This is a genomic window from Brevundimonas sp. UBA7838 (assembly GCF_002500885.1).
Classification (GTDB): domain Bacteria; phylum Pseudomonadota; class Alphaproteobacteria; order Caulobacterales; family Caulobacteraceae; genus Brevundimonas; species Brevundimonas vesicularis_C.
Genome location: NZ_DLTK01000112.1, coordinates 20,359 through 33,762, shown reverse-complemented (window position 1 = coordinate 33,762; position 13,404 = coordinate 20,359). Strand labels below are relative to the sequence as shown.

The window sequence follows — 13,404 nt, the reverse complement described above, 5'->3', positions numbered from 1 at the left end:
TCGCCCTGACGGACGCCGATCTGGCGCCAGGCGACGCCGAGGGCTGCGTCGGCGCGATCGGCTGATCTGACAGGGCCGCATCCGGCAAACGGATGCGGCCATTGTCGTTTCAGACCGCCATATTGTCGATCAGTCGCGTCTTGCCCAGCCAGGCGGCGGCCAAGATGCGGGCGGGGGCGTCGACGATGTCGTTGCGGAACGGCGTCAGGTCCTCGGCGTGGCGGATGGCGACGTAATCGACCCGATCAAATCCGGCTTTGAGAAGGGCGGCATAGGCTTCACGCTCGACGCCGGGCAGGGGGCGGCCGCTTGAGGCATGGACGCCGGCCTCCGCCAGAATGCCGTTCAGACGGCGGGCGGTTTCAAGCTCGGTCTCTGACAGGTAGGCGTTGCGCGAGGATAGGGCCAAGCCCCAGCCGTCCCGCTCCGTCGGCGCGCCGACGATCTCGACCGGCAGGTCCAAGTCGCGCACGAACCGACGAACGACCATCAGTTGTTGGTAGTCCTTCTCGCCGAAGACCGCGACATCGGGCTGGACCTGGTTGAACAGCTTGGTGACGACCAGGGCGACCCCGCCGAACATCTGAGGCCGGAAGTCGCCTTCCAGACCCAGCGCCGGGCCGGCGACGGCGACGGTTGTCGCAAAGCCTTCCGGATACATCTCGTCGGCTGAGGGCGCGAACATCAGGTGGCAGCCGGCGCCGGACAGCAGACGGGCGTCTTCCTCCTGCTGGCGAGGGTATTTGCCCAGATCCTCATGCGCCGCGAACTGGGTCGGATTGACGAAGTTGGAGGCGACGACGCGGTCGGCGCGGCGTGCGGCCTCGCGCACCAGGGTCAGATGGCCTTCATGCAGGGCGCCCATGGTCGGAACCATGCCGACGCTCAGGCCTTGACGTTTCCAGTCCCGGACGATCGCCCGCAGGTCGGCGACGGTGCGGACGACGGGGAGGGGGGCGGCGTCTATCATGATGAAGCGATTAACCTTTCCGCTTAAGCCTGTTGATGCACCAGACCGCAAAGTCTGGGCTCTAGGGTCGTGCTTATGACGCCCGCAGAAGCGACCCGTCCAGTTCTGATCGCCCTGGCTTTCGCCAGCAGCCTAGCCGTCGCCGGTTGTGGCGCGGTGGACAGCGATCCCCATCGGTTCAGCGCGATGGCCGACAACGTCGCGTCGATCGACATTCCGCTCTCGGCCGGTGATCGCGAAACCCGGCATGCCGTGGCTGAAAAGGCCGGACTGCGGCCTGTGCGCTTCACCCCCGTCAAGGTGGCGGTCATGGATCCCCACGCCATGTGGGACGCCCGAGACGTTCAGGCAGGCCTTCGCCCCGTCGGTGAGGATACCGGGCTGCGCGACGCGGTCGTTCGGGCTGCCTCGCCGGCGGTCGTGAAAGCCGTTGCGGATGAGGCGATCTCGCGGGTTCAGGCGCCCGTATTGCGTCCCGCCAGCCTCACGGCGGCGCCTGAAACCGGGAGAACGATCCAACTGGGCGCCTATTCCAGTGCGGCCGGCGCGCGTCAGGCTTGGGATCGGATGAAGGCCACGTCAGACCTATCGGGATTGTCGCCGATCTACCAAGAAGTCGAGGTGGACGGCCGACGGCTGACGCGGCTGAAGGTCGGACCGGTCTCGACCGAAACCGCCGCTGCGGTGTGCCGCTCCGCCGCTGTCGCCGACGCTTGGTGCGCGCGCAACAGCTGACCGACCCCGGTTCGCCGTCCACAGGTCTGCGTTAAGGTTCCGTTGACGTTTGGCCCGTTGAGGCCGAGTCTCGCCGGACCTAGGACCGCGCAGTCTGAGTCGCGCGGTCGGCACAGAGGATTCCCTCGAATGACGCAGCCGCATGTGATCGTACTCGGCAACGAAAAAGGCGGGGCGGGCAAGTCCACCCTGGCCATCCACATCGTGACCGGCCTGCTGCACGCCGGGCGCTCGGTGGCGATCATCGATCTGGACCTGCGCCAGCGTTCGATGCAGCGTTTCTTCCACAATCGTTTGGCCTGGCTGGCCGCGAACGGGCACGATCTGCCTCAGCCGTTCATTCCCGACATGGGCGACGGCAAGGCCCTGGCCAAGGCGGACGTGGCCGAACAGATCGCTACCTTCGAGCGCGCTTTCGATGAGGCCGCGGCGCGGGGCGTCGATTGCATCCTGATCGACACGCCCGGCGGGGACACGGCGGTGTCGAACGCTGCGCACGCCCGCGCTGACCAGATCGTGACGCCGATGAACGACAGCTTCGTCGATTTCGACCTGCTGGGCGATGTCGATCCGGTCACCCTGGAGCTGCTGAAGCCCTCGATCTATTCCGAGAGCGTCTGGGAGGCGCGCAAGCAGCGCGCCATCGCCCAGGGCCGTCACGCGACGATCGACTGGCTGGTGGTCACCAATCGTCTCGCCGTCGCGGAGGCCCGCAACCGCAAGCGTCTGGAAGAACGGATGACCAAGCTGGCCAAGCGCGTCGGCTTCCGCGTCGGTCCGGGCCTGCGCGACCGGGTCATCTATCGCGAACTGTTCCCGTTTGGCCTGACGGTGGCGGACCTGTCGAATGACATCCGGCCGGTCGCGGTGTCCCTGGCCCACGTCGCTGCGCGCCAGGAGATGCGCAATCTGATGATGGCGATGGGCCTGGAGCAGGTTCTCAGCCCTTTGGACGTGGCGGCCTGATCGCCTGATGGGGTTGATCTGGCTGGCCCTGGCGGCGATCGCCGTCTGGGCGCTGGTGCGGATGGGCCGGCAGACCGAGCGACGCGGACGGGGCCACTGGCGTGTGACGGCGACCTTACTGGGCGCGGTTCTGCTGGCGGGCGGCGCGCTGGCGGCGTTTCGTGGATCGTGGCTGACGGCGGCGGCGCTGGCCGGGGCAGGACTCTATCTGGCCTGGTCGTCCCGACTGCGGCCGAGCATCCGATCCGAACCCATCAGCGAGGCTGACGCCCGCGCCGTGCTTGGCGTCGGGCCAGCCGCGACCGAGGCGGAAATCCGCGCGGCCTGGAAACGCGCCATGGCCCGCGCCCACCCCGACAAGGGCGGAACGGCGGGGCTGGCGACGCGCGTCAACGCCGCGCGTGATCGGCTGCTCGCACAATACCGGCGCCGCTAGGCGGACTCAGGGCAGCATCTGCGGTCGTGAAATTGGTCCGACGCACAGGCACCCACCACCTCCGCTTGCCCTCGGGTAAGTCTGGGCTTACGGGTCCGCGCTCTTGATCAATGATTCAGGGAGCGGTCGATGACCCTCGCACTTCTGTTTCCGGGACAGGGCAGCCAAGCCGTCGGCATGGGGGCGCAGTTGGCCGACGCCTTCGCCTCCGCCCGCGACGTCTTCGCCGAGGTGGACGAGGCGCTGGGCCAGAAGCTGTCGGTGCTGATGCGCGAAGGCCCCGAGGATCAACTGACCCTGACCGAGAACGCCCAGCCTGCATTGATGGCGGTGTCCGTGGCGGCGATCCGGGCGTTGAAGGCCGAGTTCGGCTTTGACGTGGCGAGCGCGGCCTATGTGGCCGGTCACTCGCTGGGCGAATATTCGGCCCTGGCGGCCGCGGGGGCGATCTCGCTGTCGGACACGGCGCGGCTGCTGAAACTGCGTGGTCAGGCCATGCAGCGCGCGGTTCCGGTGGGGCAGGGGGCGATGGCCTCGCTGATCGGGCCCAAGACCGATCTGGCGCTGGCGGAAGCGGCGGCGGCGGCCGGTTCGGAAATCGGCGTCTGCGTGGTCGCCAATGACAACAACAACGGCAATATCGTCATCTCGGGCGAGAAGGCCGCTGTGGACCGGGCCATCGAGAAGGCCAAGGAACTGGGCGCGCGGGCGATCCCTCTGAACGTCTCGGCGCCCTTCCACTGCCCGCTGATGCAGCCGGCGGCCGACGAGATGGCCGCCGCCCTGGCCGAGGGGAAGATTGTCGCGCCGGTCGTGCCTGTCGTCGCCAACGTCCTGGCGCGGCCCGAGAGCGATCCGGAAGTCATCCGCCGCCTGCTGGTCGAACAGGTCACCGGCCGGGTGCGCTGGCGCGAGAGCATGGAATGGATGGCGACCGAAGGCGGCGTGACGCGCTTTGTCGAGATCGGCTCGGGCAAGGTGCTGACCGGCATGGCCAAGCGGATCGCGCCGGACGCCGAGGCCTTGCCGCTGAATACGCCCGAAGAGTTGGAAGCGTTCGCCAAGAGCTGACGCGGGACGCGTGGCGACGGCTTCGTCACGCGACTTTGCTTTTCCTCGCCACTCGACACTAATCACTCGCCACTTCGGAGAGACATAAATGTTCAATCTTGCAGGCAAGACCGCGCTGGTGACCGGTGCGACGGGCGGGATCGGCGGGGCGGTGGCGCGGGCGCTGCATACCCAGGGCGCGACCGTCGTGCTGTCGGGCACACGTGAGGCCGTGCTGGCCGATCTGGCCAAAGAGCTGGGGGAGCGGGCGCATTTCGCCACGGCGAACCTGTCGGATTCTGAGTCGGTCGATAATCTGGTCAACGCAGCCGAAACGGCGGCGGGCGCGCCGCTGGACATCCTGGTGGCCAATGCGGGCATCACCAAAGACGGCCTGCTGATGCGGATGAAGGACGAGGACTTCCAGTCGGTCCTGACCGTCAACCTGGAAAGCTATTTCCGCCTGACCCGCGCGGCGGTGAAGGGGATGATGAAGCGCCGTTCGGGGCGAATCATTGGCGTCACCTCTGTCGTCGGCGTGACCGGCAATCCGGGCCAGACGAACTATTCGGCGTCCAAGGCCGGCATGATCGGCTTTTCGAAGTCGCTGGCGCAGGAGGTCGGCTCGCGCGGCATCACCGTGAATTGCATCGCGCCGGGCTTCATCGCTTCGCCGATGACGGACGTGCTGAACGACCAGCAGCGCGAGACCATTCTGGGCCGGATTCCGGCAGGCCGGCTGGGTTCGGGCGACGAGATCGCCGCCGCCGCCGTCTATCTGTCGTCCGACGAAGCCGCCTATGTGACGGGCCAGACCCTGCATGTGAACGGCGGCATGGCGATGATTTAGGGGCTGCGGCCCTTATCACGTCGCGCAACAGACTATTTCCAGCCCGAAAGCCTGTGCTAAAGGGTTGAATGCGTCGGCGGTTCGGGCTTTCGGGCTTGCGTCGCCATCGCTGCCGTGAGACGGCGATTTCTGAGCTACCCCCGCCTCTACGGCGATTTTAAACAGGCAGAGAGACACTCATGTCCGACACCCTCGAGCGCGTTCGCAAGATCGTCATCGACCATCTGGACGCCGATCCGGACAAGGTCACCGAAAAGGCCAGCTTCATCGACGACCTGGGCGCCGACTCGCTCGACAACGTCGAGCTGGTGATGGCCTTCGAAGAAGAATTCGACATCGAGATCCCGGATGACGCCGCTGAGCACATCCAGACGGTCGGCGATGCGGTCAAGTTCATCGACGAAAAGTCGGCCGGCTGATCTCAGTCGCCGATATCGGCCGAACAGGCTGACGGTTCACAGGGCCGCCCGGCGCTCCTAGCGGAGACGCCCGGCGGCCTTTACTGTTTCTGACCCGCGCGAATCCGCAATGATTCCGAAGGGTCGGGCTGGAGATAAGGGAGCACGCACCATGCGCCGCGTCGTCGTTACGGGCATCGGTCTGCTGACCCCCCTGGGTTGGGGCGTCGAGAAGAGCTGGAAGGGCATCGTCGAGGGACGCTCGGGCATCGGCCCGATCACGTCGTTCGACACTACGGGTTATGGCTGCACCATCGCCGGCGAAGTGCCGAGCGTCGATGGACGCGGCGGCGGCGGCGAAGGCGACTTCGATCCCGAGAAGATCATGTCCGCCAAGGACAGGAAGCGTGTCGACGACTTTATCCTGTACGCCATCGCGGCGGCGGATGAGGCCTTGGCGGATGCCAACTGGAAGCCCGAGACGGACGAGGACAAGGAGCGCACCGGCGTAATGGTCGGCTCCGGCATCGGCGGCTTGGGCCCCATCGCCGATACGGCCATAGTGCTGAACGAGCAGGGCGTGCGTCGCGTGAGCCCCTTCTTCATCCCCAGCGCCCTGATCAACCTCGCCGGCGGCCAGATTTCGATCCGCCACGGCCTGAAGGGGCCGAACCACGCGGCGGTGACCGCCTGCGCCACCGGCGCCCATGCCATCGGCGATGCGGCCCGGATGATTGCGTTGGACGACGCGGACGTGATGGTGGCGGGCGGGGCCGAAAGCTCGGTCGTGCCGATCGGCATCGCGGGCTTCCTGGCCTGCAAGGCGCTGTGCACCGCCTATAACGACACGCCTGAAAAGGCGTCGCGTCCCTATGACCGCGGCCATGCGGGCTTTGTCATGGGCGAGGGCGCCGGCATCCTGGTGCTGGAAGAATACGAACACGCCAAGGCGCGCGGAGCCAAGATCTATGCCGAGGTCGTGGGCTACGGCATGAGCGGCGACGCCTATCACATCACCGCCCCGTCCGAGGACGGCGAAGGCGGGGTGCGGGCCATGAAGGCGGCGCTGAAGCGGGCCGGTCTGCAACCGTCAGACCTGGATTACGTCAACGCCCACGGCACCTCGACCATGGCCGACTGGATCGAGCTGAAGGGGATCGAGGGGCTGGTCGGGGATCATGCGCAGAATTTGACCGTCTCTTCGACCAAGTCGATGACCGGACACCTGCTGGGCGCGGCGGGCGCCATCGAGGCGGCCTTCTGCGTGCTGGCCATCCGCGATCAGATCGCGCCGCCGACGATCAATCTGGACGACCCCGAGATGGAGACGCCCATCGACCTGGTCCCCAACAAGGCCAAGCCGATGAAGATCGATGTGGCCATGTCCAACAGCTTCGGCTTCGGAGGCACAAACGCCTCGGTGATCTTCAAGAAGGTCGACTGAGATGTTCGGGCGCGGGCGGGTCGAGAAATCCAGCGGGCGGTCGGGCTTTACGGTATCGTTGCTGACCGCGTCCGCGACTTTCGGCCTGTTCCTGCTGGTGGCGCTGATCGCCGTCTGGGCGGTCTATTATGCGCCGGGACCGTCCGCGCGGCAGGGGCAGACGACGGTGGTCACCCTGCCCAGCGGGTCCGGCGTCTCCGCCATCGCCGCGCGGATGAAGGCGGCGGGTGTGATCCGTTCGACAGACCTGTTCCGTGCGGCGGCGACTCTGACCGGCGCGGATCGGCGGCTTAGAGCCGGCGAATACGAGGTGCCTTCCGGCACGTCCCTGGCCGGGGTGCTGAACCTGCTGGTCGAGGGGCGGGTGGTGCGCCATTTCGTGACCCTGCCGGAGGGCTGGTCGTCGTTGCAGGCGGTGGACATCCTGAACAAGGAAGCCGTGCTGACCGGGACGGTCGCCGAGACGCCCGAGGAAGGCAGCCTGTGGCCCGACACTTATGAAGTTTCGCGCGGCGACACGCGCCAGTCGGTGATCGACCGGATGCAGCGCGCGGCGACCGAGAACCTGCGTCTGCTGTGGAGCCAAAGGTCGCCCGCGACCGTGGCGCGCACGCCGGAAGAGGCGGTGATCCTGGCCTCCATCGTGGAGAAGGAGACCGCGCTGGCGGCGGAGCGACCGCGGGTGGCGGCGGTGTTCTCGAACCGTCTGCGGGCGGGGATGCGGCTGGAGAGCGATCCGACCATCGTCTACGGCGTGACCAAGGGTCGGCCGCTGGGACGGGGCATCCGGCGCTCGGAGTTGCTGGCCCCGACGCCGTGGAACACCTACCAGATCAACGGGCTGCCGCCGACGCCGATCGCCAATCCGGGCAAGGAGGCGGTCAAGGCTGTGTTGAACCCGCCGGCAGATCCGGCCCTGTTCTTCGTGGCGGATGGCTCCGGCGGACACGCCTTCGCCCTGACCTATGACGAGCATCTGCAAAACGTCGCGCGGTGGCGTCAGATCGAGCGCCAGAAGGCGGGCTTGCCGCCGGAAGCGACGCCGCCCGCTACGCCGGGAACGAGTGCGGCGCCGATGACGAGCGAGCCGGCCGCCACGGCGGTCGAGAACGGTCAGGCGACGATCACCCTTCCGGCCGGCGCGACGCAGGGGCCCCGATGAGCACGCTTTCCGGCATGACCGGCTTCGGCCGGGCCGACGGGGCCGGCGAAGGCTGGACCTGGTCGGTCGAGGCGCGCTCGGTCAACGGCCGCAATCTGGAGGTCCGGTTTCGCGGGCCGAACGGTTTCGACGGGCTGGAGCGCGCGGCCAAGGCGGCCGGCCAGGCGCGGTTCGCGCGGGGCCAGGTCACCATCGGCGTTCAGGCCAAGCGAGCCGAAGCCGGCGAGGCGGCGGTCACGATCAACGCCGCCGTGCTGGCGCGCTATCTGACGCTGGCGAACGAACTGGCCGAGGACGGCGCAACACCGCCGTCCGCCGACGGCCTGCTGGCCCTGCGCGGCGTGATCGAGGCCCCCGAAGAGGCGGACGATCCCGAGGCGCGGGCGGCGGTCGAGGCGGCCATGACCCGCACGGTCGAAGAGGCGCTGGATGCGCTGAAGGCGTCACGCCAGAACGAGGGCGCGCAACTGACGCCGGTGCTGGACGAATTCATCGCTCTGATCCAGGCGCTGGTCGCCCAGGCGGAAGGTGAGGCGGCGGCGCAGGTCGAGGCTATCCGCGATCGCTTCACCCGTCGAATCTCCGAACTGGCGCCCGATGCGCCGGGGCTTGAGGATCGGATCTTCCTGGAAGCGGCCGCCCTTGCGACCAAGGCCGACGTGCGCGAGGAGCTGGATCGGCTGACCGCCCATGTCGCCTCGGCGCGTCAGCTTGTGGCCTCGGCGCCCGCCGGCAGGAAACTCGACTTCCTGATGCAAGAATTCATGCGTGAGGCCAACACGCTGTGCTCGAAATCCGCTACGACCGCGCTCACCGGAATCGGCCTGGAGCTCAAGGCCGTCATCGAACAGTTGCGTGAGCAGGTCCAGAATGTCGAATGAACGAAGCCCCCGCCGGGGCGTCCTCCTGATCGTCGCCAGCCCGTCGGGCGCCGGCAAGACCTCGCTGTGCCGCCGGTTGATGGCCGATCATGGCGGGCTGGAGCTGTCGGTCTCCATGACCACGCGCGGCATCCGGCCGGGCGAGGTGCATGGGCGCGACTACAACTTCGTCGGCCATGACGAGTTTCAGCGCCTGATCGACGAGGACGCCTTCCTGGAATGGGCGGACGTCCACGGCAATCGCTACGGCAGCCCGCGCGGGCCTGTGGACAAGGCGCTGGCCGAAGGGCGCGACGTCCTGTTCGACATCGACTGGCAGGGCGCGCGCGACGTGGCCGAGAAATGCCCGGAGGACGCCGTGCGCGTCTTCATCCTGCCGCCCAGCCTGGAAGAGCTGCGTCGCCGTCTCGTCACCCGGTCACAGGATGCCGACGACGTGATCGAGCGCCGTGTGGCCAACGCCAAGGGTGAGATCGAACACTGCGACGCCTTCGACTATGTGCTGGTGAACGAGGACTTCGACCGTTCCTACGCCGAACTGGCCCACATTTATCACGCCGAGCGTTCGCGCCGGTTCAGGAACCTGTGGGTCGGCGACTACAAGGCCGCCCTGCTGAACGAAGCCGTCTGAATAGAAACAGCGCCACAGGCCATGGGGACCTGCGGCGCTGTGGGTACTCAACGCTACGCTACTGATGCTGTTTTGCCGGGAAGGAGATTTCGGACGGTAAACACAGCGATAGGGACTATTCCGTAGCTGCCCACTGCTCAGGTTTACGTCCTGTTCGTCCTCTTGACCTAACGTCAGGTGGTGAACGGGGGTGTCATGGGTTTTCTTCATTCGATCGCGCCTCTTTTGGCCACCAGCGCCAAGGAGAGGGTCAGGCAGGTTCCTGTCAGGCTTCTGCTCGCCGCCTTGGTCGGTTGGGCCATGAATGAAGCCGGAATGCTGCGATGGGTCCCGCTGTGGCTGGCGGTCGCGGTCTTGGTGCAGGCATTCGAACTCTGGGCCATGGCGCCGTTCAGACGCGCCGAGGCGTCACAGAGCCCGCTTGCCGTGTTTGTCGCCCTGGCGTCCACCACCGTGATGGCGACCACCTATGCCGCGATGGGTCTGATCATCTGGTCCACCAACCATCCGGCGCTGGTCACGCTCGCCGCCCTGACGATGGCAGGCGGGCTGTTGACCAACGTCGCGTCCGGCATCGCCTCGCGTCGAATCTTCTTCATCGGTGGCAGTCCCTATCTGGCGGCGCTGGCCTTGATGCCGGTGATCAAGGTGATGCAGGGCGATACACGCGGGGTCGTGGTCATGACCCTGTCCGCCGTCCTGTTCGTCGGCATGGTGCTGAACATCTATTGGCGGGTGCACGGATCACGTGAAGCCGAGGTGAAATCTCGGGCGGAGGCGGAGGCGCGGCTGGAACAGGCGCAGGCGGCCATGGCCGATCGCGCGGCGATGGCGGCGATCGTCAGCCACGAACTGCGCACGCCCGTCAGCGCGATCCTGGCCGGCGCCCATGTTATTCGCGACGGCAAGTTGAAGGAACACCGCGTAGAGACGGCAAATCTGATCATCGACGCCGGACGATTGATGACCGGCATGCTCAACGACCTTCTGGACCACTCCAAGATGGAGGCCGGCGCCATGGCGATGGAAAGCCGCGACTTCGAACTGGGCGATTTGATGCGCGATACGGTGCGGTTCTGGGCGGCGCCGGCGGCGGACAAGGGGCTGACGCTGGCGATGTCGGGCGTGGACGGCGAGGCGGTGTGGCTTCGCGGCGATCCCTATCGTCTGCGCCAGATCATCAACAACCTGGTGTCCAACGCGATCAAGTTCACACCGTCGGGCGCGATCCGTCTCGAGGCGTCGGCGCCGGGCGGGGACGGCAAGCATTGTTTGACCCTGACCGTGATCGACCAAGGCGCGGGCATTGCGCCCGAGGCGATGAGCCGGCTGTTCACCCCCTTCGCGCAGGGGTCCGCGGAGGTAGCGCGTACCTATGGCGGGACGGGCTTGGGCCTGACCGTCAGTCGTGAACTGGCGCGGTTGATGGGCGGCGACCTGACGGTCGAGAGCACGCCGGGGCAGGGCGCGGCCTTCACCCTATGTGTCGATCTGCCGGCGGGTCAGCCGACGCAGGCTTTGGACGGGCAGGAGACGGCGGCGCCCGTTCTGGCCCGGCGGCTTCGCGTCTTGGCCGTCGACGATCACGAGATCAATCGCCGCACCATCTCGCTGGTGCTTCAACCGCTGGATGTCGATCTGACCACGGCCTCGGACGGCCATCTGGCGCTGGCGCTGCTGTCGGAGAAGGCGTTCGACGTGGTGCTGATGGATGTGAACATGCCGGGCATCGACGGCAACGAGACGACACGGCGCTTGCGCGCATCGGACGGGCCAAATGCCGCGGCCCCGGTGATCGGGTTCAGCGCGGGCACGGAGGCCGAACAGGTGCAGGCATGCTATGCGGCCGGCATGACGGACTGGTTGGCCAAGCCGCTGGAGCCGAAGAAGCTCTACGACGCCTTGCACCGGGCGACCTCGGCCGCGGCGCAGGCCAAGGCGGCCTAAGTTAAGGCTGCAAACCAGGGGCGTAGGCGGCTCAAGGCGTCTTCGATCTCCGGCGTCGAGACGGCGAAGCTGAAACGGATGAAATGGTGGCCTTCGACAGGGTCGAAGTCGACGCCGGGCGCGGTGGCGACGCCGGTGTCGCGCAGCAACTGCTCGCAGAACGCCACGCTGTCGTTTGTGAGATGGCCGATGTCGGCCCAGATATAGAAGGCGCCGTCCGGCGGCGCGATCTTGCGCAGACCGAGCGCTGGCAAGGCCTCCAGCATGAGTTGGCGGTTGCGGGCGTAGGTCTGGATATGGCTTTCCAGCTCATCGATCGCGTCCATGGCGACCAGACCGGCATGCTGGCTGAGGCTGGGCGGCGTCAGGAACATGTTGCCGATATAGGCGCGGGCGGCGTCGATACGCGTTCCCGGGACCAGCAGCCAGCCCAGGCGCCAGCCCGCCATGCTCCAGTATTTGGAAAAGCTGTTGATGACCACGGTGTCCGGCGCAAACTACAGCATCGAGGGCGTCGGGCCAACGTAGCTGAGACCGTGATAGATCTCGTCCGAGACGATGGCGATGTTGCGCGCGCGACAGACCTCGGCGATGGCGGCCAGCTCGGCGTCCGGGATGATGGTGCCGGTCGGATTGGCCGGGCTAGCGATGATGACGCCGGCGGGGGCGGGATCCAGCGCCTGGAGTTGGGCGGCGGTGAGCTGGAATCGGGTGTCGGGACCGCAGGCGATTTCGACCGGCTCAAGATGCAGGGCGCGCATGGTGTTGCGATAGGCGACATAGCCCGGCCGGGCCAGGGCGATCCGGTCGCCGGGCTTGAACAGGGTGCTGAGCGCCAGCACCAGGGCCGGAGAGGCGCCGCAGGTCAGCAGGATGCGGTTGGGATCGACAGCGACGCCGTACCGCTCGTCGTACAGGCGCGCGATCCGACTGCGCAGATCGGGGCTTTCCCAATAGCCCATGGCGTCGGCGTCGAGCACTTCGTGGGCGCGGGCGATGGCAGCGGCGGGCGCGCCCGTGGAGGGCTGGCCAAACTCCATATGGATGATCAAACGGCCTTCGGCCTTCAACTGGTGCGCCAGACGGCTGACGGAGATGGCGCGGAACGGTTCGACGGTCATTGAAGGGCATCCGCCAGGCGCAGGAAGCCCGCGACATCGATGGTTTCGGCGCGGGCGTCGGGTTCGATGCCGGCGGCCTCGCAAAGGGCGGCGCCGCCCAGCTGTTTCAGACTCGACCGCAGCATCTTGCGGCGCTGGCCGAAGGCGGCGGCGGTGACGCGTTCCAACTTCTTCAGACGTTCCGGCGACGGGCGCTCATCCAGCGGAACCAGGTGGACGACGGCCGAGGCCACCTTGGGCGGTGGCGTGAAGGCGGCGGCGGGCAGATGCATGACGATGCGGGCGGTACAGACGGCCTGGGCGATGACCGCCAGACGGCCGTAGGCGTCCTCGCCCGGCCCTGCGGCGACGCGCTCGGCGACCTCCTTCTGGAACATCAGGGTCAGGCTGTGGGGCAGCCACGGGCCGGTCAGCCATTTGATCAGCAGGGCGGTGCCGACATTATAGGGCAGGTTGGACACCAGATGGGTCGGGCCGGAGACCAGGTCGGCCTCCTTCACCTTCAGCGCATCGGCTTGGACGATCGTCAGGCGGCCGGAGCCGTCGTCCAGTTCGGTCAGCAAGGGAATGAAGCGCGGATCCTTTTCCACCAGGACCACGGGGCCGGCGTCGGATTCCAGCAGGGCGCGCGTCAGGCCGCCAGGACCGGGGCCCACCTCGATCACCGCGCGGCCCTCGAACGGACCGGCCAGACGCACGATCTTGCGGGTGACGTTCAGGTCCAGCAGGAAATGCTGGCCAAAGCTCTTCTTGGCCGAAAGGCCGTGGGCGTCGAGGGTTTCGCGGAGAGAGGGAAGGTCGGTCACACGCCCT

At 67.1% G+C, this 13,404-nt stretch carries 13 protein-coding genes and 1 pseudogene; 11 read left to right on the top strand and 3 right to left on the bottom strand.

Translation table 11 applies throughout. The features are described from left to right. Positions 1-109 precede the first annotated feature (109 nt). Positions 110-970 carry a pantoate--beta-alanine ligase gene (panC, locus tag B3T77_RS10635; RefSeq protein ID WP_292079467.1) on the bottom strand — a complete coding sequence of 287 codons (861 nt, stop codon included), beginning with the start codon at positions 968-970 and terminating at the stop codon, positions 110-112. A gap of 75 nt (positions 971-1,045) precedes the next feature. On the opposite strand from panC, the gene B3T77_RS10630 reads away from it, so the two are divergent. From B3T77_RS10630 to B3T77_RS10580, 11 genes are all read left to right on the top strand, one after another. Then, on the top strand, positions 1,046-1,705 hold the full coding sequence (locus B3T77_RS10630; protein WP_292079465.1) for an SPOR domain-containing protein: 660 nt from the start codon (positions 1,046-1,048) through the stop codon (positions 1,703-1,705). A gap of 129 nt (positions 1,706-1,834) precedes the next feature. Further along, positions 1,835-2,671, top strand: a complete 837-nt coding sequence (locus B3T77_RS10625; protein WP_174085798.1) for a division plane positioning ATPase MipZ — start codon at positions 1,835-1,837, stop codon at positions 2,669-2,671. A 7-nt stretch (positions 2,672-2,678) separates the two neighbouring features. After that, positions 2,679-3,107, top strand: a complete 429-nt coding sequence (locus tag B3T77_RS10620; protein ID WP_292079462.1) for a J domain-containing protein — start codon at positions 2,679-2,681, stop codon at positions 3,105-3,107. A gap of 129 nt (positions 3,108-3,236) precedes the next feature. Continuing rightward, a complete protein-coding gene (fabD, locus tag B3T77_RS10615; RefSeq protein ID WP_292079460.1) occupies positions 3,237-4,178 on the top strand; it encodes an ACP S-malonyltransferase in 942 nt (313 codons plus the stop codon). An 88-nt stretch (positions 4,179-4,266) separates the two neighbouring features. Then, positions 4,267-5,007, top strand: a complete 741-nt coding sequence (fabG, locus tag B3T77_RS10610; RefSeq protein ID WP_292079458.1) for a 3-oxoacyl-[acyl-carrier-protein] reductase — start codon at positions 4,267-4,269, stop codon at positions 5,005-5,007. 179 nt (positions 5,008-5,186) lie between these two features. Continuing rightward, entirely contained in the window at positions 5,187-5,426 is a 240-nt protein-coding gene (locus tag B3T77_RS10605) for an acyl carrier protein (RefSeq protein WP_008264317.1), read from the top strand. Between the two features lie 151 nt (positions 5,427-5,577). After that, the gene (gene fabF / locus B3T77_RS10600) at positions 5,578-6,849 is read left to right on the top strand and encodes a beta-ketoacyl-ACP synthase II (RefSeq protein WP_292079455.1); all 1,272 of its coding nucleotides are present in this window, start codon (positions 5,578-5,580) and stop codon (positions 6,847-6,849) included. Between the two features lies 1 nt (position 6,850). Beyond that, the gene (gene mltG, locus B3T77_RS10595; protein ID WP_292079453.1) at positions 6,851-8,011 is read left to right on the top strand and encodes an endolytic transglycosylase MltG; all 1,161 of its coding nucleotides are present in this window, start codon (positions 6,851-6,853) and stop codon (positions 8,009-8,011) included. Then, the gene (locus B3T77_RS10590; protein WP_292079451.1) at positions 8,008-8,892 is read left to right on the top strand and encodes a YicC/YloC family endoribonuclease; all 885 of its coding nucleotides are present in this window, start codon (positions 8,008-8,010) and stop codon (positions 8,890-8,892) included. The genes mltG and B3T77_RS10590 overlap by 4 nt, the downstream gene beginning before the upstream one ends. Continuing rightward, positions 8,882-9,523 (top strand): guanylate kinase, encoded by a 642-nt coding sequence (gene gmk / locus B3T77_RS10585; protein WP_039247959.1) that lies wholly within the window; start codon positions 8,882-8,884, stop codon positions 9,521-9,523. The genes B3T77_RS10590 and gmk overlap by 11 nt, the downstream gene beginning before the upstream one ends. 315 nt (positions 9,524-9,838) lie before the next feature. Then, positions 9,839-11,470 carry an ATP-binding protein gene (locus B3T77_RS10580; RefSeq protein WP_292079446.1) on the top strand — a complete coding sequence of 544 codons (1,632 nt, stop codon included), beginning with the start codon at positions 9,839-9,841 and terminating at the stop codon, positions 11,468-11,470. Here B3T77_RS10580 and B3T77_RS10575 read toward each other — a convergent pair. After that, a pseudogene (locus B3T77_RS10575) lies at positions 11,467-12,591 on the bottom strand (pyridoxal phosphate-dependent aminotransferase). The gene B3T77_RS10580 and the pseudogene B3T77_RS10575 overlap by 4 nt on opposite strands. Continuing rightward, a complete protein-coding gene (gene rsmA, locus B3T77_RS10570; protein WP_292079444.1) occupies positions 12,588-13,397 on the bottom strand; it encodes a 16S rRNA (adenine(1518)-N(6)/adenine(1519)-N(6))-dimethyltransferase RsmA in 810 nt (269 codons plus the stop codon). The pseudogene B3T77_RS10575 and the gene rsmA overlap by 4 nt, the downstream one beginning before the upstream one ends. Positions 13,398-13,404 lie beyond the last annotated feature (7 nt).